This window comes from Streptomyces sp. NPDC037301, from assembly GCF_055602785.1.
The window spans coordinates 23126-48336 of record NZ_JBVJWD010000014.1 but is presented as its reverse complement, the minus strand read 5'-3'; the positions used below and the strand labels follow the sequence as shown (position 1 = coordinate 48336).

Annotated in this window: 25 protein-coding genes; 14 read left to right on the top strand and 11 right to left on the bottom strand. The window is 69.3% G+C overall.

What is annotated here, in order from left to right; genetic code table 11:
* Nucleotides 1–58 precede the first annotated feature (58 nt).
* The 3 genes from ACZ7IB_RS22700 to ACZ7IB_RS22690 all read left to right on the top strand — a co-directional run bounded on the left by ACZ7IB_RS22700 (nucleotide 59) and on the right by ACZ7IB_RS22690 (nucleotide 3924).
* A complete protein-coding gene (locus tag ACZ7IB_RS22700; protein WP_470915333.1) occupies nucleotides 59–2473 on the top strand; it encodes an MFS transporter in 2415 nt (804 codons plus the stop codon).
* A gap of 155 nt (nucleotides 2474–2628) precedes the next feature.
* A complete protein-coding gene (locus ACZ7IB_RS22695; RefSeq protein ID WP_470915086.1) occupies nucleotides 2629–3444 on the top strand; it encodes a YceI family protein in 816 nt (271 codons plus the stop codon).
* A 9-nt stretch (nucleotides 3445–3453) separates the two neighbouring features.
* Nucleotides 3454–3924 (top strand): PPOX class F420-dependent oxidoreductase, encoded by a 471-nt coding sequence (locus tag ACZ7IB_RS22690; protein WP_470915083.1) that lies wholly within the window; start codon nucleotides 3454–3456, stop codon nucleotides 3922–3924.
* A 452-nt stretch (nucleotides 3925–4376) separates the two neighbouring features.
* On the opposite strand, the gene ACZ7IB_RS22685 is transcribed toward ACZ7IB_RS22690, so the two are convergent.
* On the bottom strand, nucleotides 4377–5135 hold the full coding sequence (locus ACZ7IB_RS22685; RefSeq protein WP_470915081.1) for a TetR/AcrR family transcriptional regulator: 759 nt from the start codon (nucleotides 5133–5135) through the stop codon (nucleotides 4377–4379).
* 94 nt (nucleotides 5136–5229) lie between these two features.
* Nucleotides 5230–6759 carry an MFS transporter gene (locus tag ACZ7IB_RS22680; protein ID WP_470915079.1) on the bottom strand — a complete coding sequence of 510 codons (1530 nt, stop codon included), beginning with the start codon at nucleotides 6757–6759 and terminating at the stop codon, nucleotides 5230–5232.
* A 129-nt stretch (nucleotides 6760–6888) separates the two neighbouring features.
* On the opposite strand from ACZ7IB_RS22680, the gene ACZ7IB_RS22675 reads away from it, so the two are divergent.
* Nucleotides 6889–7746 (top strand): endonuclease/exonuclease/phosphatase family protein, encoded by an 858-nt coding sequence (locus tag ACZ7IB_RS22675; RefSeq protein WP_470915077.1) that lies wholly within the window; start codon nucleotides 6889–6891, stop codon nucleotides 7744–7746.
* Nucleotides 7747–7750: 4 nt separating this feature from the next.
* Here ACZ7IB_RS22675 and ACZ7IB_RS22670 read toward each other — a convergent pair whose 3' ends face one another.
* The 7 genes from ACZ7IB_RS22670 to ACZ7IB_RS22640 all read right to left on the bottom strand — a co-directional run bounded on the left by ACZ7IB_RS22670 (nucleotide 7751) and on the right by ACZ7IB_RS22640 (nucleotide 16669).
* Nucleotides 7751–9940 (bottom strand): ArnT family glycosyltransferase, encoded by a 2190-nt coding sequence (locus tag ACZ7IB_RS22670; RefSeq protein WP_470915075.1) that lies wholly within the window; start codon nucleotides 9938–9940, stop codon nucleotides 7751–7753.
* Complete coding sequence (locus ACZ7IB_RS22665) at nucleotides 9937–11277, bottom strand: bifunctional glycosyltransferase family 2/GtrA family protein (protein ID WP_470915073.1); 1341 nt, start codon at nucleotides 11275–11277, stop codon at nucleotides 9937–9939. The genes ACZ7IB_RS22670 and ACZ7IB_RS22665 overlap by 4 nt, the downstream gene beginning before the upstream one ends.
* Nucleotides 11278–11303: 26 nt before the next feature.
* Complete coding sequence (locus ACZ7IB_RS22660) at nucleotides 11304–12860, bottom strand: HAMP domain-containing sensor histidine kinase (RefSeq protein WP_470915071.1); 1557 nt, start codon at nucleotides 12858–12860, stop codon at nucleotides 11304–11306.
* A gap of 4 nt (nucleotides 12861–12864) precedes the next feature.
* Entirely contained in the window at nucleotides 12865–13605 is a 741-nt protein-coding gene (locus ACZ7IB_RS22655; RefSeq protein ID WP_114245611.1) for a response regulator transcription factor, read from the bottom strand.
* A gap of 91 nt (nucleotides 13606–13696) precedes the next feature.
* The gene (locus ACZ7IB_RS22650; protein ID WP_470915068.1) at nucleotides 13697–14575 is read right to left on the bottom strand and encodes an amidohydrolase family protein; all 879 of its coding nucleotides are present in this window, start codon (nucleotides 14573–14575) and stop codon (nucleotides 13697–13699) included.
* Between the two features lie 34 nt (nucleotides 14576–14609).
* On the bottom strand, nucleotides 14610–15491 hold the full coding sequence (locus tag ACZ7IB_RS22645) for a DUF2797 domain-containing protein (RefSeq protein WP_470915067.1): 882 nt from the start codon (nucleotides 15489–15491) through the stop codon (nucleotides 14610–14612).
* Nucleotides 15492–15730: 239 nt separating this feature from the next.
* Nucleotides 15731–16669, bottom strand: coding sequence for an SRA domain-containing endonuclease (locus ACZ7IB_RS22640; protein ID WP_470915065.1), 939 nt, complete (start codon nucleotides 16667–16669; stop codon nucleotides 15731–15733).
* 1194 nt (nucleotides 16670–17863) lie between these two features.
* Here ACZ7IB_RS22640 and ACZ7IB_RS22635 point away from each other — a divergent pair.
* Both ACZ7IB_RS22635 and ACZ7IB_RS22630 read left to right on the top strand, forming a co-directional pair.
* Nucleotides 17864–18346 carry an SMI1/KNR4 family protein gene (locus ACZ7IB_RS22635; protein ID WP_470915064.1) on the top strand — a complete coding sequence of 161 codons (483 nt, stop codon included), beginning with the start codon at nucleotides 17864–17866 and terminating at the stop codon, nucleotides 18344–18346.
* Between the two features lie 286 nt (nucleotides 18347–18632).
* Nucleotides 18633–19025 carry a hypothetical protein gene (locus tag ACZ7IB_RS22630; RefSeq protein WP_470915062.1) on the top strand — a complete coding sequence of 131 codons (393 nt, stop codon included), beginning with the start codon at nucleotides 18633–18635 and terminating at the stop codon, nucleotides 19023–19025.
* A 460-nt stretch (nucleotides 19026–19485) separates the two neighbouring features.
* Here ACZ7IB_RS22630 and ACZ7IB_RS22625 read toward each other — a convergent pair whose 3' ends face one another.
* Nucleotides 19486–20139, bottom strand: coding sequence for an HAD family hydrolase (locus tag ACZ7IB_RS22625; protein ID WP_470915061.1), 654 nt, complete (start codon nucleotides 20137–20139; stop codon nucleotides 19486–19488).
* 34 nt (nucleotides 20140–20173) lie between these two features.
* A complete protein-coding gene (locus tag ACZ7IB_RS22620; protein WP_470915058.1) occupies nucleotides 20174–21040 on the bottom strand; it encodes a GntR family transcriptional regulator in 867 nt (288 codons plus the stop codon).
* Nucleotides 21041–21178: 138 nt separating this feature from the next.
* Here ACZ7IB_RS22620 and ACZ7IB_RS22615 point away from each other — a divergent pair, with 138 nt between their 5' ends.
* The 8 genes from ACZ7IB_RS22615 (at nucleotide 21179) to ACZ7IB_RS22580 (ending at nucleotide 25197) form a co-directional block, all read left to right on the top strand.
* Nucleotides 21179–21508 (top strand): SCO3933 family regulatory protein, encoded by a 330-nt coding sequence (locus tag ACZ7IB_RS22615; protein ID WP_328898328.1) that lies wholly within the window; start codon nucleotides 21179–21181, stop codon nucleotides 21506–21508.
* A gap of 2 nt (nucleotides 21509–21510) precedes the next feature.
* On the top strand, nucleotides 21511–22863 hold the full coding sequence (locus ACZ7IB_RS22610; RefSeq protein WP_383971497.1) for an FtsK/SpoIIIE domain-containing protein: 1353 nt from the start codon (nucleotides 21511–21513) through the stop codon (nucleotides 22861–22863).
* Between the two features lie 84 nt (nucleotides 22864–22947).
* Nucleotides 22948–23139 (top strand): hypothetical protein, encoded by a 192-nt coding sequence (locus ACZ7IB_RS22605; RefSeq protein WP_470915053.1) that lies wholly within the window; start codon nucleotides 22948–22950, stop codon nucleotides 23137–23139.
* 79 nt (nucleotides 23140–23218) lie between these two features.
* Nucleotides 23219–23899 (top strand): DUF2637 domain-containing protein, encoded by a 681-nt coding sequence (locus tag ACZ7IB_RS22600; RefSeq protein ID WP_470915051.1) that lies wholly within the window; start codon nucleotides 23219–23221, stop codon nucleotides 23897–23899.
* Nucleotides 23900–23911: 12 nt separating this feature from the next.
* Nucleotides 23912–24091, top strand: coding sequence for a hypothetical protein (locus ACZ7IB_RS22595; RefSeq protein WP_470915048.1), 180 nt, complete (start codon nucleotides 23912–23914; stop codon nucleotides 24089–24091).
* Nucleotides 24092–24097: 6 nt separating this feature from the next.
* Nucleotides 24098–24286 (top strand): mobile element transfer protein, encoded by a 189-nt coding sequence (locus ACZ7IB_RS22590; protein WP_406381178.1) that lies wholly within the window; start codon nucleotides 24098–24100, stop codon nucleotides 24284–24286.
* 12 nt (nucleotides 24287–24298) lie between these two features.
* Nucleotides 24299–24640: a SpdD protein gene (locus tag ACZ7IB_RS22585; RefSeq protein ID WP_470915044.1), complete on the top strand. Its 342-nt coding sequence runs from the start codon at nucleotides 24299–24301 to the stop codon at nucleotides 24638–24640.
* 5 nt (nucleotides 24641–24645) lie between these two features.
* Nucleotides 24646–25197 carry a GGDEF domain-containing protein gene (locus tag ACZ7IB_RS22580; protein WP_470915041.1) on the top strand — a complete coding sequence of 184 codons (552 nt, stop codon included), beginning with the start codon at nucleotides 24646–24648 and terminating at the stop codon, nucleotides 25195–25197.
* Nucleotides 25198–25211: the final 14 nt, after the last annotated feature.

Here is a 25211-nt window from a genome sequence, read left to right as displayed (position 1 = left end):
TGTGCGGGGCGGCCACGCCAAGCACGGGGGATCGTCCGATGCCTCGTCCGGCGCGCCGATGACACACCGACAGATCATGGAAGCACTGGCCGGGCTGATGCTCGGCATGTTTGTCGCGATCCTGTCGTCGACGGTCGTCTCCAACGCCCTTCCGGAGATCATCTCCGACCTCGGCGGCGGCCAGAGCGCCTACACCTGGGTCGTCACGGCCTCGCTGCTGGCGATGACCGCCACCACCCCCCTGTGGGGCAAGCTCTCCGACCTGTTCAGCAAGAAGCTGCTGGTTCAGATAGCCCTCATCATCTACGTCGCGGGCTCCGTCGTCGCCGGTATGTCGACCAGCAGCGGGATGCTGATCGCCTGCCGTGTCGTCCAGGGCATCGGCGTCGGCGGTCTCTCCGCCCTCGCGCAGATCGTGATGGCGGCGATGATCGCCCCGCGCGAGCGCGGTCGCTACAGCGGATACATCGGTGCGGTGTTCGCCGTCGCCACCGTCGGTGGTCCGCTGCTCGGCGGTGTCATCACCGACACCAGCTGGATGGGCTGGCGCTGGTGCTTCTACGTCGGTGTGCCGTTCGCCATCATCGCGCTGGTCGTGCTGCAGAAGACGCTGAAGCTCCCGGTCGTGAAGCGTGAGGTCAAGGTCGACTGGTGGGGTGCGGTCTTCATCAGCGCCGCCGTGTCGCTGCTGCTCGTCTGGGTGACCTTCGCGGGCGACAAGTACGACTGGCTCTCCTGGCAGACCGCCGCGATGCTCATCGGCTCCGCCGTGCTCGCCGGGCTCTTCGTCGCCGTCGAGTCCAAGGCCAGCGAGCCGATCATCCCGCTGCGCCTCTTCCGTAACCGCACGATCGCGCTGGCCTCGCTGGCTTCGATGTTCGTCGGTATCGCGATGTTCGCGGGCACTGTCTTCTTCAGCCAGTACTTCCAGCTGGCGCGCGGCAAGTCGCCGACGATGTCCGGTGTCATGACGATCCCGATGATCGCGGGTCTGTTCGTCTCCTCGACGGTCTCCGGCCAGATCATCACCAGGACCGGCCGCTGGAAGGCCTGGCTGGTCACCGGTGGCTTCCTGGTCACCGCCGGGCTCGGGCTGCTGGGCACCATCCGGTACGACACGGAGTACTGGCACATCGCGGTCTTCATGGCCGTGATGGGTCTGGGCATAGGCATGATGATGCAGAACCTGGTGCTCGCCACGCAGAACCAGGTCGCTCCGGCCGACCTCGGCTCGGCCAGCTCCGTCGTCACCTTCTTCCGTTCCCTCGGTGGTGCGATCGGCGTCTCGGCGCTGGGCGCCGTCATGGCGAACCGCGTCACCCACTACGTCCAGGACGGCCTCGCGGAGCTCGGTCCCAAGGGCGCGGCCATGGGCCACGGCGGCACCGGCGGCGGGGGCATCCCCGACCTGGACAAGCTGCCCGCGCCGTTCCGTACGGTCATGGAGAGCGCCTACGGGCACGCTGTCGGCGATGTCTTCCTGTACGCCGCCCCGGCCGCGCTGGTCGCCTTCCTGATCACGATCTTCATCAAGGAGGTCGCTCTGAAGTCGAACGCCGCGAATGACGCCCCGGCCACGGCCGAGGTCCCCGTCGCGGAGACGGTCGAGGCTCCGGCCACCGCTGCCGCGCCGGTCTCCCGGGCAACGGCCCAGGCCGCCCCGGTCTCCTCGGCCGACACCCTGGAAGCCCCGGTCGCCACCCTGCAGGGCACGGCCGTGCACGGTGTGGTGCGCGGCGCCGAGGGCACACCCGTCGCACGGGCCGCCGTCACGCTGATCTCGCTGGCCGGCCGGCAGCTGGGGCGCTCCGTCGCCCAGGCCGACGGCAGCTACGGTCTGGACGCGCCTGGCTCCGGCAGCTACGTCCTGATCGCGTCCGCCGACGGCTTCCAGCCGCAGGCGTCCACTGTGGTCGTCGGTGCCGAGCCGCTCTCGTACGACATCCTGCTGTCCGGTACGAGCGGCCTGGCCGGGATCGTGCGGACCGCCGAGACCGCTGCGCCGGTCGACGGCGCCATGGTCGTCGTGACCGATGTGCGCGGCGATGTGCTGGCCACCGGCAAGTCCGGTGAGACGGGCGAGTTCACCTTCGGTGAGCTGGTCCCCGGTTCGGTGACCGTCGCGGTGAACGCCGCAGGGTTCCGTCCGCTGGCGCTGCCGGTGGAGATCGGCGGCCAGGGCGTCACCCGGATCGAGGCCGCACTGCAGTCCGGCGCGCTGGTGCAGGGCGTCGTGCGGGCCGGTTCCGGCCGGCGGCCGCTGCCGGACGCCCGGGTCACGCTGGTCGACGCGGCGGGCAATGTGGTCGCCACCTCGACGACCGGGGACGACGGGGCCTACGCGTTCGCCGACCTGGACGCGGGCGAGTACTCGGTCATCGCGACCGGCTACCCGCCGGTGGCCGGAGCGCTGACCGTGGCCGGTCGCGGGGTCGACGGCCACGACATCGAGCTCGCCCACCCCGGCGAGTAACCACAGACCCCTGGCGGGTCGGCGTTTCGAGCGGAGACGCTGTACCGGCCGGTGGAAATGGGCCCCGGTGCAGGGGACGGCAGGCAGGGGACGGCCTGCCGTCCCCTGCCCCGGGGCCCGACTCATTGAGTCATTGAGCAAGGAGAGAAAACGGGATGGGACTTCGCGCACAGGTACGGACGCGGGACGGCTGGGCGGTCCAGCACGCGGTCGTGACGGTCACCGACATGACCGGCGCGCAGGTGCTGCGGGCCACTGCCGACGAGGACGGGGCGGTGCGGACCGACGCTCCCCTGCAGGCCGGCGCGTACACAGTGATCGTCACGGCGGTCGGGTACGCCCCCGCCGCCTCCACCGCCCTCGTCACCGCGAGCGGACGGGTCGAGGCCGGCACGGTGGTGCTGGCCCGCCAGGGCGGTGTGGAGCTGCCGCCGCCGGGCGCCTGGTCGCTGGACCCGGCGCACTCCTCGGTGGCCGCGGTCGCGCAGCACTTGGGGATCTCCAGCGTGCACGGCCGGTTCACCGAATTCGGCGGCCGGATCGAGATCGCGGAGGACGTCGCGCAGTCCCGGGTCGACGCCGTCATCAGCGCGGCCAGCATCGACACCGGCAACGGCATGCGCGACAAGCACCTGCGCTCGCCGGACTTCCTGGACTCGGACCGGTTCCCGGAGATCACGTACCGCTCCAACGGACTGACCCCGGCAGGACCCGACCGCTGGCTTGTCCACGGCGAACTGTCGCTGCACGGCGTCATGCGGCCGGTCGACCTGAACCTGAGCTACCTCGGGACGGGCCCGGACCCGTGGGGCGGGGTGCGTGCGGCATTCAGCGCAACGGCGGAGCTGCGCCGCGAGGACTTCGCCATGAACTACAACCAGGTGGTGCAGGCGGGCATCTCGGCGATCGGTACGACGCTGCGGGTGGAGCTCGACATCCAGGCCGTGCAGGGTGAGTCCCTGCCGTCGTAGTCTGCGGACATGGCACCCGACATCGCGACGAACACCGCCGTGGAACTCGACGAGTTGCTGGCTTTCGTACGGCCCAGGCACCGGGCGATCCTGCTGACCACCCGGTCCGACGGCCGCCCCCAGGGCTCCCCGCTGACCTGCGGCGTCGATGACGCCGGACGGATCGTCGTCTCGACCTACCCCGAACGGGCCAAGGCCCGCAACGCGAAACGGGACGAGCGGGTCAGCGTGATCGTCCTGTCCGACGACTGGAACGGGCCGTGGGTACAGATCGACGGCTCGGCCGAGGTGATCGACTCACCGGATTCGGTCGAGCCGCTCGTCGAGTACTTCCGGAACATCTCGGGTGAGCACCCGGACTGGGACGAGTACCGGGCGGCGATGGTGAAGCAGGGGAAGTCGATCATCCGGATCACTCCGGAGCGCTGGGGTCCGGTCGCAACCGGCGGCTTCCCCGCCCACTTGGCGCCCGGCAGCTGACAGCCGTCTGCTGTCTGCTGTCTGCTGTCTGCTGTCTGCCGGATACGTTTCCCGGATGCCTTCCCGAATACATGCGCATGTACCGGCGCCGGGCCTGCTCGGGCCCGGCTGCCGGCCGCGCCGGACGCCTCCGTCGTCCGCGAACTGGAGCGGATCACCGGCCGCCCCGTGGAACAGGGTTCTTCAGGCACAGCGCCTGAGGAGCCCTTCATCCATGTCGGGGCCTCGCTGCCGGATGCGCTTCGGGACGGGTCGCTGGTGTGGTTCCACAGCGTGAACGCCGGTACGGACGCCCTGCTGGCCGCCGGACCGTGGCCGTCCGGGGCGCTGCTCACCCGGACGGTGGGCCGCATGGGGGAGCGGATCGCCCAGTACGTGCTGGCCCGGCTGCTCGCCGGCTGCCGGGGACGGCCGTGGATGTGGGGCGCGGGTACTGAGGGGCGAACGAGGTCTCAGCGGTCCCGCATCGCCTCGATGCCCGCGATCAGCAGGTCCAGGGCGAAGGTGAAGTCCCGGTCGCGCATCTCCTCGACCGTTTCGCCGCCGCGGGCGTCCATCAGGTCCTGTGAGGACTCGACGATCCGGCTGAGCTGCGGCTGGCTCCGGATGGCGCCCATCGCCTGCTGGAAGAACTCGTCCTGGCTGACCCCCGTCTCCGCGCTGCGTTGCACGAAGTGGGCCTCGATGGTGCCGAATCCGTACACGAACTGGAAGACCGCGGAGAGCGCGCCCGTCTGCTGGTGCAGCGGCAGCCCCGTCGCCCGGATCACGTCCTGGACGGCGTGCGAGAACAGCATCGAGTGCGGGCCCATGTTGAGGAAGTGACCGGCGAGCGGCGACACCCAGACATGCCGGACCAGCAGTTCCCGGTAGGAGATGGCCAGTTCCCGCAGGCGCTCGTGCCAGTGCGCGTCCTCGCGAGGGGGCGCGATCTCGCTGTAGACCGAGTCGAGGGCCAGCTCCAGCAGATCGTCCTTGGTGTCCACGTACCAGTAGAGGGACATCGCGGTGACGTCCAGCTCGGCGGCGAGCCGTCGCATGGAGAACTTGGCGAGGCCCTCCGCGTCCAGCAGCCGGACCGTAGCCGCGGTGATCCTGTCCCGGTCGAGACCGGCCGGCTGGTCCGATTTACGGGTGCGCGACGGTGCCCGCTGCTCCAGCCACACACTGGTCCTGGCGGGGTTCTTCACACGGTCGGCCGCGGACACCATGGCGCACTCTCCTCGTCTTGCCGGCGGGACGGACCGGATGCGTACTCGTGCGCACGAAGCGGATCCGTACGGTCCGATGCGCCCCGCCTCGATGCTATGCCGCCACCTCGGCCTCGGCCGAGCCCGCCCGGGCAGATTCTGCCCGCTCCGCACGGCGCAGGAGCGCCGCGGCCAGCAGGCCGCCGGCCAGCACCGCCACCGCTCCGACCAGCTGGCTGGTCTCCAGCCCCGAGGCGAAGGCGTCCGTGATCCGCGCCCGCTCCCCGTCGTCGGTGGCCGAGGCCAGCGCTGCGGGCAGCGAGGCGGCCCCGACGGCCGCTGGCACGAGCGCCGCGAACCGGGAGTTGAGCACCGCGCCGAGGACGGCGACCCCGAGACCGTTGCCGAACTCGGCGAGCGTGCCGTTGACCCCGGCGCCCACGCCTGCCTTCTCCGGCGGAATGGCACTCATGATCGCGTTGGCCATGGCGGGCATGGCGAGCGCGATGCCCGCGCCCATCACGACCAGGCCGAGCAGCATGCCGCCGTAGCCGTCGCCGCCGAGCAGCGCGATCGCGGCGAGGCCCGCGGCCAGCAGGCTCATCCCGGCCGCGATGGTGACGGGCGTGCCCAGCTTGGGCACCAGCCTGGCGCCCAGTCCGGTGAGGTTGAGCGCGACGACGCTCAGCGCCAGCGGAGCCGTACGCAGACCGGCCTCCAGCGCCCCGTAGCCGAGGACGAACTGAAGCTGCTGGGTGAGCAGGAACAGCGAGCCGCCCATCCCGAAGGCGACCAGGATCGCGCCCGCGACCGCGCCGATGAACTTCTGGTTCCGGAAGAAGTGCATGTCCAGCATCGGGTACGGGATGTGCAGCTCCCACAGCACGAACCCGGTCAGTACGGCGACCCCGACGAAGGCGGTCAGCAGCACCTGGCCCGACACCCAGCCGTGCGCCGGACCGGAGATGATCGCGTACACGACGGACGCCATGCCGATGGTGGAGAGCAGTGCGCCGAGCAGGTCGGGGCGCTCACTGCTGGGGTTCTTGGATTCCGGGACGAGCCGGATGACGGCGACCAGGCCGATGACAGCGACCGGGATGTTGATCAGGAAGATCGCACCCCACCAGAAGTGTTCGAGCATCACGCCGCCGACCAGCGGTCCGACGGCGAAGCCGAGCGAGCTGACGGTCGACCAGATGCCGATCGCCTTGACCCGCTCGGAGTCGTCGAAGATCTGCACGACGACGGCCAGGGTCGTCGTCATCAGCAGCGCACCGCCGATGCCCATGCCCGCGCGGGCGGCGATCAGCTGCGTGGACGACTGGGCCAGTCCGGCCACCAGCGAGCCGATGCCGAACAGGGCGAGCCCCGCGATCAGCATCTTCTTGCGGCCGTAGCGGTCGGCGGAGCTGCCGGCCGTGAGCAGCAGACCCGACTGGACCAGCGAATAGGCGTTGATCATCCACTGCACATCGGCGGTGGAGGCGTCCAGCTCCCGGGTGAGGGAGGGGATCGCGACGTTGAGGACGGTGTTGTCGAGCAGCACGGTGAGCTGGGCGAGACAGATGACGCCGAGGATCAGCCAGCGCTGCGGGTGGCTCGGTGGCGAGAGGCGGTTCTGCTCGGCGACGGTCGCCGTCATGCGGACTCCTGATGCCTTATACGGTGTACGAGTACGAGACGTACACCGTATAGCCAGCCCCCATACGGTGTACAACCCATTTCCGCTCGGTACCGTGCTCGCCGCTGATCCGACAAGGGCTGGAGTGGTATGTCACTGCGTCGTCGTGCGGTGGAAGTGCTCATCGCAGCGGGCCTGTTGGGCACCGCCGTCGCGCCCCCGGCATCGGCCGCCGGGCAGGGGCACGCGGTGCCGCTGCGCGTGGCCACGTACAACATCCATGCAGGCGCCGGCATGGACAACGTCTTCGATCTCGACCGGCAGACCGCCGAGCTCCGCTCACTGGACGCCGATGTGATCGGGCTCCAGGAGGTCGACGTCCACTGGGGCACCCGCAGCGAGTGGCGCGATCTGGCGGCCGAGCTGGCCGAGCGGCTGCACATGCAGGTCTCGTTCGCCCCGATCTACAGCCTCGATCCCGATACTCCGGGTGGGCCCCGGCGTGAGTTCGGTGTCGCGGTGCTGTCCAGGTACCGGATCGTGAGCGCCGAGAACCACGAGATCACCCGGCTCTCCACCCAGGACCCGAACCCGGTTCCGGCCCCTGCGCCCGGCTTCGGCGAGGTGGTCCTGCGGGTGAAGGGGCTGCCCGTGCATGTGTATGTGACGCAGCTCGACTACCGCGGCGACCCGTCCGTACGGACCGCCCAGGTCGCCGACACCCGCCGGGTCATGGCCGAGGACGAGGCACCGGGGCGGCAGAAGGTGCGGCAGATCCTGCTCGGCGACTTCAACGCGGCACCGGCCGCTCCCGAACTCGCCCCGCTGTGGGAGGAGCTGACGGACATCGAGCCCGGCGGGCCGACGTACCCGGCGCAGGATCCGGTGCAGCGGATCGATTACGTGGCGGTGTCGAAGGATTCCGTACGGGTACGCGACGCGGCGGTGGCCGAGACGCTTGCCTCGGACCACCGCCCGGTTGTCGCGGATCTGCTGCTGCGGCGCTGAGCCTCTACTCGCCGCTCTTCGGCTGGGTCAGGTCGTAGAAGGTGGCGCTGCCGACCGTGACCTCCTTGAAGTTCTCCTCCACCCAGGAGGAGATCCGGGACGAGGTGCCGCTGTTGCCGCCGCCCCCGCCCATCCCTCCCGCGATGAAGTAGTGGATCCTGCCGTCCTCGACGTACTTCTTGAACTGGGAGAGCGTCGGGGACGGGTCGCTGCCGTTGAAGCCGCCGATCGCCATCACCGGGTCGCCGGTGGCGAGTTGGTAGCTCGCCGCGTTCTGTGAGCCGATCGCGGCGGCGACCCAGGTGTAGTCGCCGGCGTTCTTCTCCAGGAGCTTCTCGGCCTCGGCGCTGACGGACGAGCCGCCCAGCAGACCGCCCATGCCGCCGCCTCCTGGGGTGCCGCCTTCGCCCCTGCCGCCGGGTGCGGTGCCTGTACCGGGCATGGCTCCCGGCTGCCGGCCGTTCTGCTGGTTGCCGCCCTGGCCCTGACCCTGCCCCTGCTGTCCGGTGGGACCACCGCCCTGGCCGCCCGTCGGGGGCTGACCCACGCCGCCGCCCTGCTGGTTGCCCTGGCCGGGAGGCCGCATTCCGCCGCCCATGCCGCCGGGACCGCCCCGGCCGCCGCCGGGACCGCCCATGGAGCCGGCGCCGGACGGACCGGCCGTGACGATCGAGCCCTGATGCCCGGTGTTCAGCGTGCTGAGGGTGTACGCCGTCGGCCCGGCCAGCGACGCGACAAAACTCACCCCTACCGCTGCGAGCGCCAGTTGACGTCCGAGGCGCGCGGCGAGCAGCAGGCCCGCCGCGCCGGCCAGACCGCCGATGAGGACGGCCCAGCGCAGCCACGGCAGATAGTCCGCAGTCCGTCCCAGCAGGACGTACGACCAGAGCGCGGTCACCGCGACCGTCGCACCGAGCGCTCCACGCGCCCACCACCTGGTCCGCTCCTCCCACAGAACCGTGGCACCCGTACCCACGAGCGCCGCGATGTACGGAGCCAGGGCGACCGTGTAGTACTGGTGGAAGATGCCGGCCATGAAGCTGAAGACGACCGCCGTCATCAGCAGCGAGCCGCCCCAGGCGAGGAACGCCGCACGGGCGGTGTCGTTGCGCCTGGCCTTCCAGGTGAGCCAGACGCCCGCGGCGAGCAGGATCAGTGCGGCGGGCAGCAGCCAGGAAATCTGGCCGCCGATCTCGGAGTTGAACATCCGGCCGATGCCGGTCTCCCCCCACTGACCGCCGGACTGACCGCCGCCGCCCCCGCCTCCTTGGACGCTGCCGGTCTCGTCGCCGTCGATCCGGCCGAGGCCGTTGTAGCCGAAGGTCAGTTCCAGGAAGGAGTTGTTCTGGGAGCCGCCGATGTACGGACGCGACGAGGCGGGCCACAGTTCGACGATCGCCACCCACCAGCCGCCCGCGACGACCGTCGCGAGCGCCGAGAGCCCGAGTTGGCCGAACCGCTTGCGTACGGAGACGGGCGCCAACACCGCGTAGAGCGCGGCCAGCGGCGGCAGGATCAGAAACGCCTGCAGGGTCTTGGACAGGAATGCGAAACCGACCGCGACACCCGCCCAGACCAACCACTTGGTACGGCCGTTCTCCATCGCGCGCAGCACGCAGTAGACGGTGACGGTCATCAGCAACGCCAGCAGCGCATCCGGGTTGTTGAAGCGGAACATCAGCGCGGCGACGGGCGTGAGCGCGAACACCGCCATCGCGATCAGTCCGGCGGGGGCGTTGAAACGGCGGCGTACGGCCGCGTACAGCACCCCGGCCGTGGCCACCCCCATCAGCACCTGCGGAACCAGAACCGCCCACGAACCGAGCCCGAAGACCCGCACCGACAGGGCCATCGGCCAGAGCGTGGCCGGGGGCTTGTCGACAGTGATCGCGTTGGCCGCGTCCAATGAGCCGAAGAAGAAGGCCTTCCAGCTCTGGCTGCCGGCCTGGACGGCCGCGGAGTAGAAGGAGTTGGCGTACCCGGAGGCGCTGAGATTCCACAGGTACGCGAGCGCGATGACCAGCAGCATGGCCAGGAAGGCGGGCCGCGCCCAGCTCGGGTCCTCGGGCCTGCCCCGCCACACACGGTGCGCCAAGGGCTTGTTCGGGCGCGCGTGGCCGCCCCCGGCGGCCGGTGCCGGGGGCGTCGGCACGTCCGGCGAGGCCGGAAGGTGGTCGGGTTGCAGCGTGGTCATCGGACGTTCCCCAGTTCGTGGTGAGTGTCATCGGCGCGCCCGGCCGAGGCGGGAGCCGCAGAGGCCGCGGAAGCCACGGGCCCCCCAAAGGCCCGCTCCGGGAAGACCCAGGCGCGGAAGAGCAGGAACCGCAGCACCGTCGCCGCGAGGTTGGCCGCGATCAGTACGGCGAGTTCCGTGCCGTGCGACGGCGATCCGGACGCTGCTCCCAGTGCGGCCAGCGCGCCGCTGGTCAGCGCGAGACCGATGGCGAAGACGACCAGGCCCTGCGCCTGGTGGCGTACGGCTCCGCCCCGGCCGCGTACGCCGAAGGTGAGCCTCCGGTTGGCTGCCGTATTGGCGACGGCGGACACCAGCAGCGCGCCGCCGTTGGCGATCTGCGGGCCGGCACCCAGCCGGAAGAGCGAGTACAGGGCGAGATAGAAGAGCGTGGAAAGCGCGCCGACGACACAGAATCCGACGAGTTGCCGGGCCAGGCCGCGCGGCACCCCGCTCAGAGCGCGGTCGCGCGGATCGTCCCCGAAGGGCCTCGCCAGCCGGTCCAGCGGCAGTGCGCCGACCGCCAGCGCCCGCCCCACCCGCCACACCCCTTTCAGATCCTCGGTCGCGGTCCGCACGATGTGGACGGTGGAGTCGGGATCGTCGACCCAGTCGACCGGCACCTCGTGGATACGCAGCCCGGCGCGCTCGGCGAGCACCAGCATCTCGGTGTCGAAGAACCAGCCCGTGTCCTCGACCATCGGCAGCAGCCGCTGCGCGACCTCACGTCGGATGGCCTTGAATCCGCACTGCGCATCGCTGAACCGGGCGGCCAGCGACGAGCGGAGAATGAGGTTGTAGGCACGCGAGATGAACTCCCGCTTCGATCCGCGCACCACCCGCGAGCTACGGGCCAGCCGTGAGCCGATCGCCAGGTCCGAGTGGCCCGAGATCAGCGGTGCGACCAGCGGCAGCAGCGCGTTGAGGTCGGTGGAGAGATCGACGTCCATGTACGCCAGGACCGGGGCGTCCGAGTGCGACCAGACGCTGCGCAGCGCCCGCCCGCGGCCCTTCTCCTCAAGCCGGTACGACCGCACCCGGGGCAGCGCCGCCGCGAGCCGGGCCGCCACCAGCGGTGTCCGGTCGGTGCTCGCGTTGTCCGCGACGGTGATCCGGAAGGCGTACGGGAAGGTACGCGCCAGATGGTCGTGCAGGCGCAGCACACACGGTTCGAGGTCCTTCTCCTCGTTGTAGACGGGTACCACCACATCGAGTACGGGTGCACCTGCCGCATCGACCGCTCCGGCGAGGAGGTGGTCCCGGGCCGGCAGGGTGCTCCAAGGAGTGTCGGTTCGCATGCCATCGACACTCGCCGGCCCCGCTGTCACGCCGATGTGCTGAGCCTGTCCCCCTGCTGTGAGTGCGGAGCAACCGCGGGAAGCGCCGGCAGATGGACGGCGAACACCGTGTGTCCCGGAACCGAGGCCACCTCTGCCCGGCCGCCGTGCGCGGCGACGACGGCCTGCACGATGGCGAGACCGAGCCCGGTGGAACCCGCGTGGCGGGAGCGCGAGGCATCACCGCGCGCGAACCGTTCGAAGACATGCGGCAGCAGCTCCGGCGGAATGCCGGGCCCGTCGTCCTGGACCTCCAGCGTCACCCAGGGGTGGCCGGCCGTGGCACGCACCCGCACGGTGACGGTGGTGCCGGGCGGGGTGTGCGTACGGGCATTCGCCAGCAGATTGACCAGCACCTGATGGAGCCGGGGCGGATCGCCGTACACGGTCGCGGGCTCGTCCGGCAGTTCGAGGCGCCAGTGGTGATCCCCCTGCCCGGCGGCGCGGGCATCGCTCACCGCGTCGACGACGACCGGCGAGAGATCGGTGCTCTCATGACTCAGCGGGCGTCCGGCATCCAGGCGGGCGAGCAGCAGCAGATCCTCCACCATGCCCGTCATCCGCTCCGCCTCGGACTCGATCCGCCCCAGGGCATGCCGGGTGTCGGGGCCGGTCTCCTCGCGGCCGCGCCGGGTCAGTTCGGCGTATCCGCGGATCGAGGCCAGTGGGGTGCGCAGCTCATGGCTGGCGTCCGCGACGAACTGACGTACCCGCATCTCGCTCTCCTGCCGCACTTCCAGCGCCGAACCGACATGGCCCAGCATCCGGTTGAGCGCCGCGCCCACCTGCCCGACCTCGGTCCGCGGATCGGCCTCGGCTTCCGGGACCCGCTCCAGGAGGGCCACCTCGCCGCTGTGCAGAGGGAGTTCGGAGACCCGGGTCGCGGTCGCGGCGACCCGGCGCAGCGGCCGCAGCGCGACACCGACCATGGCGGCGCCCGCGATACCGGCCGCGATCAGACCGGCTCCGGTGACACAGACCTCGACGGTGATCAGGATGGTGAGGGCGGAGCTCACCTCGGCGGCGGGGATGCCGACGAGGATCGTCGTCCCCTGCGGGCCCGCGACGGCCTCCACCCGGTTGGAGCCGAGTCCGGGCAGGTCGATGCTTTGCGCCCCGCCTTCGACAGGGGTGTCCGCCGCTTCCAGGGCGCTCTCCTGGGCGCCGGTCATCGGCTGCGCGCTGTCCTCGGTCCCCTGATCCGGCGTGGTGGAGCTGTCCGGTACCACCCTCGACTCGGTGACCGAGCCGTCGTCCGACAGAACGGCCCCGAAGGCGCCGACGGGCAGCCCCCGCGCGTCGACGAAGGCCAGCGGGTCGTCGCTCTGCGGTGCACCGCCGGGCATCGGCCCCCCGGCGCCGAGGGGCGGCCTGGAGGCCCGCATGGCGATGGAATGGAGCTGATCGTCGAGCTTGCTGTACATATAGCTGCGGTAGGCGATGGTGGTGACCGCGCCGATGACCGCGGCGACCACGGCGATCAGCGCCACCGCCGAGACCACGAGCCGGGTCCGCAGCGTCCACGGCCCCCGCCGCCGGCTCACCCGTCTACTCACCGGGCTTGATGAGGTATCCCGCCCCGCGCCGGGTGTGGATCATCGGCGACCGCCCGGCGTCGATCTTCTTGCGCAGATACGAGATGTACAGCTCGACGACGTTCGCCTGCCCGCCGAAGTCGTAGTTCCACACCCGGTCCAGGATCTGCGCCTTGCTCAGCACCCGCCGCGGATTGCGCATCAGGAAGCGCAGCAGCTCGAACTCGGTCGCCGTGAGGTGGATGGACGTTTCGCCCCGGCTCACCTCATGGCTGTCCTCGTCGAGCATCAGATCGCCGACGACGAGCGTCGACTCGCTGCGTACGGCCGCCGTACCGGACCGCCGGATCAGCCCGCGCAGCCGCGCCACGACCTCCTCCAGGCTGAACGGCTTGGTGACGTAGTCGTCGCCGCCTGCCGTGAGCCCGGCGATCCGGTCCTCCACCGCGTCGCGGGCGGTCAGGAACAGCACGGGGACCTCGGAGAGCTCCCGCCGCAGTCTGCCGAGCACGGCGAACCCGTCCGTGTCGGGCAGCATCACATCGAGGATCACCGCATCGGGCCGGAAGTCGCGCGCCATCCGTACGGCACCGGCACCGTCCCCGGCGCTGCGCACCTCCCAGCCCTCGTAACGCAGGGCCATGGAGAGCAGCTCGGCGAGCGGAGCCTCGTCGTCCACCACCAGCACACGGACGGGGCTGCGGTCCGCCCTCAGTAGTTCGGTACGTCCCTGGGGCGAGGTCGTCGTCGTCATGCCCCAACCCTGTGAGGCTCCTCTGAGAGGGTCCTTTCCCGATTCTGTGAATTGCCTGAGAAAGCGGAACCCTCGGCGGACCGGCAGCCCGTCAGTCCATGGCGAACAACGCGCTCGCGTTCCCGTGACAGACCGCGCGCAGCCAGTCGTCCCCCAGCTCCAGCCGTTCCAGCGCGTGCAGCTGATGCGCGTACGGATACGGGATGTTCGGGAAGTCCGTCCCCAGCAGAATCCGGTCCCCGAGCGCCGCGAGCCGCCCCCGCTCGGCCACCGGGAACGGTGTGAAGTCCTCCGTGAAGTCCGTGAACGCCATCGTCGTATCGAGCCGCACCTCTGGGTACGTCTGCGCCAGCGCCAGGAACTCCGTGTACTCCGGCATCCCCATGTGCGCCACGATCAGCCGCAGCCGCGGATGCCGGGCGAGCAGCCGGCCGACCGGTTCGGGCCCCGTGTACTTGCCGGGCGCCGGCCCGGAGCCGCAGTGCATCACCACCGGAACCCCGGCCTCCGCGAGCAGCCCCCACACCGGCTCCAGCAGCGGGTCGTTGGCGTCGTACGCGCCGACCTGAAGGTGCGACTTGAAGACCCGCGCCCCCGCCTCCACGGCCTCTCGTACGTACCGCTCCACGCCCTCCTCCGGGAAGAACGTCGCGGTGTGCAGACAGTCCGGCACCCGGCGCGCGAAGTCGGCCGCCCAGCCGTTCAGCCAGGCCGCCATGCCGGTCTTGTGCGGGTAGAGCATCGAGGTGAACCGGAGCACGCCGAACGAGCGCAGCAGCGCGAGGCGTTCGTCCTCGTCGTGCCGGTACTCGATCGGCCACTCCATCCCGGTCAGCGGCCCCGCGGAGTCGAAATACGCCCAGACCTTGCGGAGCACCCGCTCCGGCATGAAGTGCGTATGGACATCGATGATCCCGGGCAGCCCCAGCCGTTCCCAGAACCGCACGACGTCGTCGGCGTCACCACTCATTGCACACCCCTTTCGCCGTCCGGCCCCGACGATCTCAGAACAGCCCGCCCTGCACGCCACCGCCCCCGATGTCGGCCACCGGCACGCCCACTCCTGCCTGCGCGTCGGCGCCCGCCAGCTCCCACCCGGCCATCAGCCGGGTGTCCAGCACCACGATCCCGTCCTTCACCGTCTCCAGATGCAGATCGGGCCCCGCAGCCGCCACCAGCCGCCCCGCCACCACACCCCCGTCGACCAACTCGGTGACCGCCCACGCCACCTCGACCGCGCCGTCAAGACCGAACAGCCCGGCATGATCGACCGCCTCGAACGGCAACCGCTCCAGCGCCTCCGGCCACCCGGCCCCCTCCAGCGCCGCAGCCCGCCCGTAGAGCTGCGCCACCTCGGCCCGCCGCTCCGCCACCCCCGGCAGCACCGCGCGCACGGCCCGTTTCCTGGCGTACGGAATCCGGTCCGGCACACCGAGCGCCGACCGCAGCAACTCCTCGGTCCGCCGCGCCGCCATCAACGGCCCCCGCCCCAGCCAGCTGAACACCACGGCCCCCTGCTCCCGCAGCCTCGCCGCCCCCCGCTCCTCGGCGGTGATCCCGACCTTCACCATCCCCGGCCCGAACCAGGCGAGATACACGCGGTACGTCCGGGGGTCATCGGCGATCGTGTCGGCGGCCACCGAGTGCGCCCGGTCCAGCCGCGCGCACTCAGGACACCGCGCCCCCGCGCTGCGCCCCGACACCACGGCCTTCACCGGACACGCATTCCCTCGCGCCCCGACGCAGCATCGCTCCCCCACGGCCCGGAAGCCGAGCTCCGTCCCGTAGGGCAGCACACTCACCCGAACGGCCCCGCCCCGACGCCACCTCAGCACGGGCGCCCCCTGCGCGTTGGGCCATCGCAGCCCGGTGCACTGCCACCCCATGCGCGAACTCCCGGATTCCGATTCAGGCGGAGGGAATGCCAAGAGGCCCCCGGATGAATCCGGGGGCCTCTTGGCATTGTGCACTCGGCAGGATTCGAACCTGCAACCTTCTGATCCGTAGCTCTAGCGAGATCGGTCAGCGACGGCCATTCCAGCCGCTACGAGGCCCCAGAGAGACGGTAGCGGACGGGGGCGGTTGCTGTGGTTGCGGTACTGCGTTGCTGTACAGAGTTCCACCGCTACGGAAGTGCCTTGGGGTTGGTGCTGACGAAGCCCTTGCCCTCGGGCCAGATCACCGTGCAGTCCTGCGTCATGGCCAGGGCCAGGAGGTCCTTCCGCGGTTCGGACGGGAGAAGGATGGCGCGGATGGTGTGGTCCACGAACCTGCTGTAGTCCGCGAGCTGTCCAATGGCCATGCGGACGTTTTCACGGGTGACGCTGCCCTTGGCCTCGACCAGGAGACCGAGTCCCTTGGCGTGCAGGTCAGTGAAGAGCGGGCGGCTTTCACCCGGCGGCAAGATCCGCTGCCGGCCGGACTGGTGGCCGCTGCTAGTCAGGTAGTCGGCGAACGCCTTGACCAGACGGGCTTCCTTCCGGTCGGCCTCGTAGGCCTCACGGTTCGGATTGACGAACGTCGTCTCGGTCTCGTTCCGTTCCAGGGGGAGGTCGTCCACCTGGTTGGGATGGGATACCAGCAGCCGACCGAGCTTGGTGGCGGGCTCCTGGGGTGCAGTGTCCACCGGCTTGAGCCGGAAGACGATGACCTTACGGAGCGGGCCGTCGTTGGTCTCGGGAGCGTCCGCGGAGTACCACGGGTCCTCCTGATCAACGGCGAACTCGCCGCGGTAGGTGACCGTTCCGCGGGCGCCCTGGAAGACACGCAGTGCGCGTCCCTCGGCCTGGTGGTTCAGGATGCTGGCGTTACCGGAGATCATCCGCTGGTCGCCGTACTGGCCCTCCCCGCTGTAGTGGAAGCGGCCGTCCGGCATCCAGTCGTCGTAGTAGCCGTGCTTCTCGCCGGCGACGGGGTCCGTGAAGACGAAGACGTTGGGCGTCTTGGCCGACGGTCCGATGCCCCCCTGCGTGCGTCCCCCGAACTTGCCGTGCAGCTCCTTGCGCTCGATCCGATCACCGGGCTTGAGCTGCCACTTCACGTTTTCCGATGCCGTCTCGCTCACGGGCCTCCCTCGAAGGATGTCGCACCCCACAATGGGGAGCGAACATAGGCACTATGTACGCATCCAAATCGGATGTCAAATTTCGACATCCGATTTGGATGCGACGTCAAGCTATGCGCCTGCCCTGTGCGTGGATGCGCCCCTATGCGCACTTGTGGGTCTGAGGACGGGGGCAGACGGTTTACCCATTGCTGCTCTGGCACGAGATGCCGGGAGGGAAGGGCGGTAGGCGATGAGCTCGGTGACCCCGTGGGCCAAAGAGACGTTCGGAGAGGTAGCAGGCGCATTGGCAGGCACCATCCCGGCGTGCCTGACACGTGCCCACGAGCGAGCGCGCAACGGGCACCAAGGTGTGCACACCCAAACGCTGGAGGCGTACGGGCACGGTCTCCACGCGGTGCAGTACGAGGAGCTCGCCGCCGGCCTCGAACATCTCCCCGACGCAACCGCCGTACGACTCCAGGCCCGAACAGTCATGATCGTCGCCGGCAACGTGATCTACCCGATCCGCTACGCCAAGACGGACGTGCCTGTCACCGCGGCACGACTACGACGAGCAACCGGACTGCGCGCCGACCTAATCCGACGTCACGGGCCAGAGCCCATGCAAGGCGAACTGGACCTAGGACTCGAAGAGCTCGAAGAGCAAGAAGCTCACCGAGACCTCGGACAGCTCCCCCCCGGATGTGGGGCTAGTCCTCGTCGCCTACGCCTGCTCCATGGGCCGCGGGTTGATACGACTTGAGTGGGGTTCCGCGGAGCTACGCCGCGAAGACCGATACCTCGTCTGGCACCATCATGAGCCGCTCCACCCTAATCGGTAGCACCGCTTTAGGAGCGAGGTGGGCGACCACGTGCCTGACCTGCGGGTTCCCTGTCTTGGACGGAGTCCTGCGGCCGTACCCTTGCGCACCCCTATTCCCCGTGATTCCCCGCCCGTTCTGGCACGAGAGTGGCACAGAGCCGTGCACGGGTGACCCTCTCGATGCGAACTATGGGCGGGGCGGTCGATGAGGTCTGCCGAGCACGTTAGACGGTTGCTTGGGGCCGATGGTGATCGGGATGGTTGTGGTGGTTGCTGTACTTCCCTGCTGCACAGCACTCAGCCTGACCTGCGACGTGCAGACTTCGACATGCAGACTGCGTACGCATGGATGGCTAGTGTGAGCGTTCCGGGCCTGGGAGCATGGGCTGGTGATGGAAGATCAGGTGGTCGAGAGCATCCGGATCGCTGCTCAGGCGGGAGGTATGCCTCCCCCAGCCACGCTGGAGGCTGTGATCGAGGCGGAACGGATCATTGGGTTCCGAATTCCGCCGCTTCTGCGACGGCTGTACCTGGAAGTTGCCAACGGAGGGTTCGGTCCAGGACGCGGTGTGCTGGGAGTGCGGGGAGGCAACTGGGATGGCGGCAATTTCATGCACATTGCCGAGATCTACGAGCAAGGGCCAGACCCGTCCGGGCAGATCCCTCCTGGCATGGTGCTGCTCTACGACTGGGGGTGCACGATCTGGTCCATGACGGACTTCCGCGATCCGTCTGGTCCGATGTGGTGCACGCACCAGGGAGACTTCTGGCCGCAAGGCATCACGCTTGCGGAATGGATAACAGAAACCGCGGCGGGATCACTGACCGTGCACACGATCACCGCGAGTCAGCCTGCCTCAGCACGGGACTAACCAAACGCATGGTCCGGCACGGCCGGCGGAGTCTGAGATCTCTCAGGCCAGGCGATCAGTTCTTCTGGAAGTGATCGGCCCATCCCTCGGCCTGCCACCTTGTAGTCGAACAACACTTTGACCTGCGGTTGAGCAGTCAGGTGTTGTCAGCGTTGGTCATTGTTGAGCGCCCTCCCACGGCCCCGAGACGGCCCCGGGAGGGCGCTTCTGCTGAGCCCCGGATACCGACCGCGCTTCCTCGGTAACCTCATCTGGAATCTGCGTGCGGTCCTGAGGGGGAGTTGCAGTGGCTGGTTGGCTGGTGCCGATGGGGGCAGCTCTCATCGGGGGGTTGAGCGGTGGTCTATTGGCACCATGGGCCAAAGCGTGGTTCGACCGACGTCATGAGCGTCACCAGGCGTTCGATCGAACGATTGCCGCAACCAATGCGGTTCTGTACGCGTACACAGCTCCCACTGACGTGTCCCGCTCTGAGCTTGGTAACAGCAGCTATGCACAGGACTTTCTGGACCAGCTTCGGCCCCGACGGATGGAGCGGTTTTTCGACGCGACCTTCGCCATGCGTCAGGCGATTGCTGAGCTGGAACCCCATTACAAGGTGGACTGGGACCCGGACCGATTCCAGTTGGACCCGGAGGAGCTGGCCAGGTTGGTCGAGCAGCTGAAAAGGGCCAGGTAGCCCCTCAACCCACCACTCACCCCAGCTCCCATCCCGTCCGCCTTCGACCCACACACCGTGGAGCGGTCGTGGTTCAGGGCGTCAAGGTGGAGCGCGCCACTGTACGAACGACCTTGACGCCCTGGGCCGCGACTGCTCGGCTCTGCCTGGGTCGAAGGTGGACGGGATGGGAGCCCACGACGCTCGCCACGCTCCGGCCAGCACTCGCGAACGGCGCCCCTCCCATCCCGGAGTCTGAGCGCCCCCGCCGGAGGCATGTCTTGAAGCCGCGGGCTTTGGTCTCGACTCATGCCCTCGGGCCTACACAGCGGGCGCGCGTCGGCGGCGGCAGCGCCGAGCGGGCCGAAGGCAGGAGCGCGGGCGCAGCCAGAGCCGGGAAGCGCGCCCGGCGGAGCGGAGCGCAGCCGGGTGCCTTGATGAGGTAGAGAAACCTGTAACAGCTCTGGGGGGAATCGATCCCTCAGCTGTTCGGCTGGGGGCGGATCGCGTCTGCGATGGTCTGCATGGACTCGGTGATCGCTTCGGCTCCTGCCTGGGTGAATGCTTGGCGCTTGCGCGTCTTGTTGGCGTAGCCGATGGCAGTGCAGCCGACCGCGTGAGCAGCCTGGATGTCTGTCAGTGAATCGCCGATCAGGGCGCACAGCGTGACGTCGACTCCGAGTGCGTCAGCAGCCCTAATGAGGGAATGCGGGTTCGGTTTCATGAGCCCCGGCTGATTTGCAGGGCGACCCACCACCTCCAGCACATGCCCCGTCAGACCGTGCCGATCCAGGAATACCCGAACGCACTCGGCGGAGTTGTTACTCACCACAGCGATCTTCCGCCCCGTCACCCGAACTGCTTCCAGCGCAGCGACCGCCCCTGGCGTGGGCTCCCCCGCCACCCCGACTGCTTCAATCTCGGCGGCGGTGAGAGCACGCTCCACCTCCATCCCCATCTCTGGGTCGGCCTCGTGTGTGAGTCGAAGGACTTCGAGAGGGTCATCCGTCCCGTTCAGCTTCCCGCTGAGACCGGGTTCGCCCCTGGCGGCTAGTTTGGCCAGCTCCCTTGCGACCTCTCTCGCGGGGCGGCCGGCGAACACGTCGCACAGCGGGCCGTCGAAGTCGAAGAACACTGCCGCAGTGTCGGCCAGAGCTGCGCTGAGGTGGTCACTTTCCATCGAGATCGAATCCCCTCGCGATGGTCTCCCAGACGCTGTCGAACCACATGCGAGCCTGCTGGACCTGCTGTGCACCGCTGGACGAATCGCTGTCATTGACCGAGTGGTGAAAGAGAACGGTGTCTTTCCCGACCAGGTCGTAGATCTCGATGGTTTCTCCTTGCGCTACAACCGTGTTGGGCTTGATCGGGTAGTAGCCGAAGAAAGCATCTTCCTGGTTGATCACGTACAGCTTGAAGAACTGGGTACCGCTGTGGACCCTTACGTCGACGCTGGTTTCGGGCACCAATCCCAGGTGCCTCAACTCCGCCATCGAGTCACGGATGCTTCGGGCGTAAGCGACCATGATGTCGCGCATCCGGGTACGCAGGCGTTCATCATCACCACAGTCTTCGCGGCGTACCGGGGCGGCTTGGGGCACCGACATGTCCGGGACGAGTATGCGCACGGTGATGCTCGACGGCGTCAGCCTGCCGACTCGGATCTTGTCCAACGGCTCTTGCAGCGCACCGTGGAGCGTCTCACTGGAGAACCCGGCGAAGTCGATGGTGACGGCGTTGCTCGCGAACGCCTGCTCCACGTACGGGCGTAGTCCTGCCGGCCGTTCCGTCCGGTTGCGAACGAAGACGCCGCTTCCCTTGCGTGACACCACAAGGCCCTCGTCTTCGAGTTCCCTCAAAGCGCGTTGGATCGTCGCCCGCGCGAAGCCGTACATCTCTGTCAGCTCTTTGTGGGACGGCAACTTCTCGCCCGGTGCGATCTTCCGCGTCCGGATCGCCGCTCCGAGGCTGCTCGCCACCTGCTCGTAGGGCGGGCGGTCGTCATCAGGGTCAAGGGGATCGGGAGCAAACGTCATGCAGCGATGGTACGCGGCCGAACTGACATTGGGGCAGCCAAGATAGTCAGGTGTTGACATGACTAGCCATGCTGCGTACGTTGGTCATGTAGCCGGCAAGGCTAGCCAAGTCAGTCACCTCCTCAAGGGAGAAACTCCATGCCTTCCTTCAAGATCGATGTCTCGACCGCTGTCGTGTTCGTCGCGACGCCCCCGACCCCGAAGCTCGTGAGCAAGCAGACCGGCGAGATCGCGATGGACCGGGAGACCGGCGCCCCGCTCGCGACCGTGGGCCTGCTGATCTCGGACGACGGGGAGGGCAACCTCTACCAGGTGACCGTCCCGAGCACGGGCGTCCCCGAGAGCCTGACCCCGGGAACTCCGGTCACGGTGATCGGACTCAAGGCGCGGGACTGGGAGAACACCTTCAACGGCCAGACCCGGCACGGGATCAGCTTCCGCGCGGTAGCGATCACGGCGGGTGCCTGATCATGTCGGACCTGTCCACGCTGATCGAGACGGCCGGGGTCTTATCGGCTGCCGGTGGGCTCGGTTATGCGAAGGTTCGCGCTCCTCGCGTGTTCTGGTCGCTGGTCGGCCTGCCGGTCGCCCGGGTCCGGTTCGCGGCTACGTACCGCTCGACGATGGATGTGTGTGGGCTGACGGTTCAGCCGTCTCGCCTGCGGGCGTTCATGGTCCGCAACGTGGCCCGTCGCCAGGATGTGCAGCCGGTCCCTCCGAAGGTTCGCCGGGTCCGCGGCTCGTCGACCGGGATGCGGGCGATACTCCGCCTTCCTGCCGGCCTTGAGCCCGCGGATGTGGCGGCTGCCTCGGAACGTCTGCGGCACGCCTGGGGTGTCCACTCAGTGCACGTGGTGGAGACCAAGCCCGGCTTCGTCGAGCTGCGCATGACCGGTTACGACGTGCTGCGGCGGGTGAAGATGCCGCGCCGCCTGCCCCGCAAGCTCACCTCGGGCCCGATGGTGGTGCCGGTGGCCCTGCGGGAGGACGGGACCGCGTTCGTCCGGGACTACCAGAAGATCCCGCACGGCCTGATCGTCGGCGCGAACCAGTCCGGCAAGTCGATGTATCAGCGCAACCTCATCACCGGTCTCGCGAAGCTCCCGGTCGGGCTCGTCGGGATCGACTGCAAGCGCGGTGTCGAACAGCGTGGATACGCGCCCCGTCTCTCCGCTCTCGCGGTCACTCCGGATCAGGCGTCGGACCTGCTGGAGGTCCTGGTCCGGGAGATGGAAGACCGCTTCGACATCCTGAGCGCTCATGGTGTCTCGGACCTGTGGGACCTGCCCGCGAAGGTGCGGCCCGTGCCGTTGGTTGTCCTGGTGGACGAGGTGGCGGAACTCTTCCTCGTCGCAGTGAAGAAGGACGAGGAACGCCGGGACCGCATGGTGATGCACCTGGTGCGGCTCGCGCAGATGGCTCGCGCGGTCGGTATCTACCTGGAGATCTGCGGGCAGCGCTTCGGCTCAGAACTCGGCAAGGGCGCCACCATGCTCCGCGCCCAGCTCACCGGCCGTGTCGTCCACCGGGTCAACGACAAACAGACCGCTGACATGGGATTGGGCGACATCGCCCCCGATGCGGTCTTCGCCGCTACCACGATCCCGCCGGACCGCCCTGGTGTGGCTGTGGCCGGCGACTCGTCGGGCGGCTGGTCCCGCATCCGTACCCCCGAAATGACCGCCGCCGACGCCGTGGCCCTCTGCCACGAATACGCGCACCTGACCCCGGACATCCCCGCCTTGGCCCCGTTCCGGCCGGTCGTCCGCGCCACCCCGGCCTCGGCTTCACCGCTGGTCAAGCCGAGGCCGGTCACCGAGTAACACCCCCTGCTCCCCGGTCGGCGCGACCGCCTCGCGCCAGGTCCCTACCCCGCCCATGCCCGGAACCCGAGAGGAAGCACCGCCATGGCCACCAAGAGGACCACCACGAAACCCGCAAAGACTCCCGTCCCGGCGGAACCGGCCGACTGCAAACCCTGCGGCGGGACCGGAAACGTCGCCGTGACCGTGCGCGTGGGCCGTAAGCGCCGCCCGGTCGGCCAGCAGAACGGCTTGTGCCTGGCCTGTCTCGGTTCCGGTACCGCCTCCGAGTCCTGACCCCACTGCCCCCGGCGTCGGGCGGTCGACCAAAGCATCCCGCCCGGCACCGGCCCACCCCCGAAAGGAGGTGACCCCTATGTCCCGCACCGTCCGCCTCGACGCCGTTCTGGTCCAGGCCGTCATCGCCGGTGCTCTGTCCTTCTCCCACCTGCACGATCTGGCCCTGGCGGCCGGACAGGACGGCTGGAAGGCGTGGGCCTACCCGATCAGCGTGGATCTGCTGCTGGTTGCTGCATGGCGCCGCATGCGCACCCATGCCGGCAACCGCCCTGCCTGGGTCTGGTTCGTGATCGCCCTGGCCGCGTCCCTTGGCGCGAACATCGCCACCGCCGGACTCCTCGACCTGGGTGCCGTGCCGGCCTGGCTCCGCATCCTCGTCGCCGGATGGCCCGCCCTCGCCTTTCTCGGCGGCACCCTCCTCGCCCACACACCCGCCGACACACCGGCCGAGCCCGAACCGGCGACACCGGTCGCAGCCCCGCTCCCTGCCCCAGAATCCGAGCCGGCCCCGGAGGTCACCGTGGAACGGGAGCCCGAGCCGGCCCCGGAGCTTCCGCCTGCACCTGCTTCCGTCCCCGCGGCTGCTCCCGTGCCTATGCCGACGGTGGCTGTCCCCCCGGCCCTGCTCGACCACGCCCGGAAGGTCGCCGACCAGCACCACGCCACCACCGGCAACCGGATCGACCCGGCCACCCTCCGCGCACGCCTCGGTGTACCCGCGCTGCTCGCTGACGCCATCACCGCCCAACTCACCTGACAGGAGAACCACATGCGACCGTCCATCCGCGCCGCACTCGAACACGCCGCTGAACTCACCCGGAACAACAGGCTCGTTGACGGCCTGGAGCTGGGAGAGTCCGCGATCCGCCAGGCCACCGACGACGAACACCCCGAGATCCGTCAGTGGCTCACCGACCACGCCGACGACTTCGTCGGCCGGAACGGCTGACCGGCCATGCCGCGCCCGAACCGCTTCACCGACGTGATCCGCATCGGCCCTGTACAGGTCGGCACCCACTACGACGGCCGTGGCCGCACCAAGCACACGGCCGCCTGCACCGCCCCCGGCTGCAACTTCTCCGCCGACTACCGCAACCGCTCCGCCGCCGAACTCGCCGCCCGCACCCACCGCTGCAACCCCTGAGAGGAGCAAGACATGTTCACCCCGAAGTACCCGACACCGGACACCGCACCGCCCCCCACCACGTCCCTGATCCCCCCGCCGACGGGCGACGCTCACGCCCCGGCCTGCGACTGCCAGCACAGCCCCGCGATCCCGTCCGCCCCGGCTCCCGCGCTCGTCCCGGCGGCCCGGTCCTCGGTCCAGCTCACCCCGGGTTCCCTAGTTGCTGCTGTCGCTGGAGGGACCGCCGTGGTCCTCGTCGTCGGCGCCGTCCTGGTCTCGATGCTCCTCGCGGTCGCCATCGCCGGTGTCTCCGTCGCGATCTGCGCCGTCGTCCTGCGCTCGCTCGTCAACCACGCGGACAAGGGTCGGTGAGAGCTGTGGAGTTACCCGTCGTCGCTGCCGCCTTACCCGCGCTGGGCTGGGCCCTGCACAGCGGTCTGCTCGTCCGCCGGCTCGCCTCTGCCCGCCGTGACCCGCTCACCGGCCTGCACACCCGTGCCGGATTCACCGCCCGCGCCGAACGCATCATCAGCCGCTCGCCGAACGCTCTCGCCGTCCTCGTCGACCTGGACAACTTCAAAGCGATCAACGACACCCACGGCCACGCCGCCGGGGACGCGGTGATCGCCGCAACCGCCTCGCGCCTGGCCACCTGGTGCGGCCGGCACGGCATCGCCGCCCGCCTGGGAGGTGACGAGTTCGCCGCCATCGTCACCGACCCCGCCGCAACCCCCGGAATCAGCACGCTTATCGAAGCTCTCCACCGCCCGGTGTCTCACGGCGCGCTTCCCGTACCGGTCTCCGCATCGGCCGGCTTCTGCCACCTCACGGACCTGCCCGTACGCACCCTCACCGATGCACTCGCCGACGCCGACGCCGCCATGTATGCGGCCAAGGGCCACGGTCGCCGCAACAACACACCCCGATGAAAGGACGCCCCGTC

What these genes read in the sequence shown, in the direction of transcription:
- ACZ7IB_RS22615 (WP_328898328.1), top strand. Translation starts at nt 21,179, where the DNA reads ATGCCTTCCTTCAAGATCGATGTCTCGACCGCTGTCGTGTTCGTCGCG.
- ACZ7IB_RS22610 (WP_383971497.1), top strand. Translation starts at nt 21,511, where the DNA reads ATGTCGGACCTGTCCACGCTGATCGAGACGGCCGGGGTCTTATCGGCT.
- ACZ7IB_RS22595 (WP_470915048.1), top strand. Translation starts at nt 23,912, where the DNA reads ATGCGACCGTCCATCCGCGCCGCACTCGAACACGCCGCTGAACTCACC.
- ACZ7IB_RS22665 (WP_470915073.1), bottom strand. Translation starts at nt 11,277, where the DNA reads ATGCGAACCGACACTCCTTGGAGCACCCTGCCGGCCCGGGACCACCTC.
- ACZ7IB_RS22675 (WP_470915077.1), top strand. Translation starts at nt 6,889, where the DNA reads ATGTCACTGCGTCGTCGTGCGGTGGAAGTGCTCATCGCAGCGGGCCTG.
- ACZ7IB_RS22645 (WP_470915067.1), bottom strand. Translation starts at nt 15,491, where the DNA reads ATGGGGTGGCAGTGCACCGGGCTGCGATGGCCCAACGCGCAGGGGGCG.
- ACZ7IB_RS22680 (WP_470915079.1), bottom strand. Translation starts at nt 6,759, where the DNA reads ATGACGGCGACCGTCGCCGAGCAGAACCGCCTCTCGCCACCGAGCCAC.
- ACZ7IB_RS22670 (WP_470915075.1), bottom strand. Translation starts at nt 9,940, where the DNA reads ATGACCACGCTGCAACCCGACCACCTTCCGGCCTCGCCGGACGTGCCG.
- ACZ7IB_RS22685 (WP_470915081.1), bottom strand. Translation starts at nt 5,135, where the DNA reads ATGGTGTCCGCGGCCGACCGTGTGAAGAACCCCGCCAGGACCAGTGTG.
- ACZ7IB_RS22655 (WP_114245611.1), bottom strand. Translation starts at nt 13,605, where the DNA reads ATGACGACGACGACCTCGCCCCAGGGACGTACCGAACTACTGAGGGCG.
- ACZ7IB_RS22620 (WP_470915058.1), bottom strand. Translation starts at nt 21,040, where the DNA reads ATGACGTTTGCTCCCGATCCCCTTGACCCTGATGACGACCGCCCGCCC.
- ACZ7IB_RS22585 (WP_470915044.1), top strand. Translation starts at nt 24,299, where the DNA reads ATGTTCACCCCGAAGTACCCGACACCGGACACCGCACCGCCCCCCACC.
- ACZ7IB_RS22600 (WP_470915051.1), top strand. Translation starts at nt 23,219, where the DNA reads ATGTCCCGCACCGTCCGCCTCGACGCCGTTCTGGTCCAGGCCGTCATC.
- ACZ7IB_RS22605 (WP_470915053.1), top strand. Translation starts at nt 22,948, where the DNA reads ATGGCCACCAAGAGGACCACCACGAAACCCGCAAAGACTCCCGTCCCG.
- ACZ7IB_RS22590 (WP_406381178.1), top strand. Translation starts at nt 24,098, where the DNA reads ATGCCGCGCCCGAACCGCTTCACCGACGTGATCCGCATCGGCCCTGTA.
- ACZ7IB_RS22700 (WP_470915333.1), top strand. Translation starts at nt 59, where the DNA reads ATGACACACCGACAGATCATGGAAGCACTGGCCGGGCTGATGCTCGGC.
- ACZ7IB_RS22690 (WP_470915083.1), top strand. Translation starts at nt 3,454, where the DNA reads ATGGCACCCGACATCGCGACGAACACCGCCGTGGAACTCGACGAGTTG.
- ACZ7IB_RS22695 (WP_470915086.1), top strand. Translation starts at nt 2,629, where the DNA reads ATGGGACTTCGCGCACAGGTACGGACGCGGGACGGCTGGGCGGTCCAG.
- ACZ7IB_RS22650 (WP_470915068.1), bottom strand. Translation starts at nt 14,575, where the DNA reads ATGAGTGGTGACGCCGACGACGTCGTGCGGTTCTGGGAACGGCTGGGG.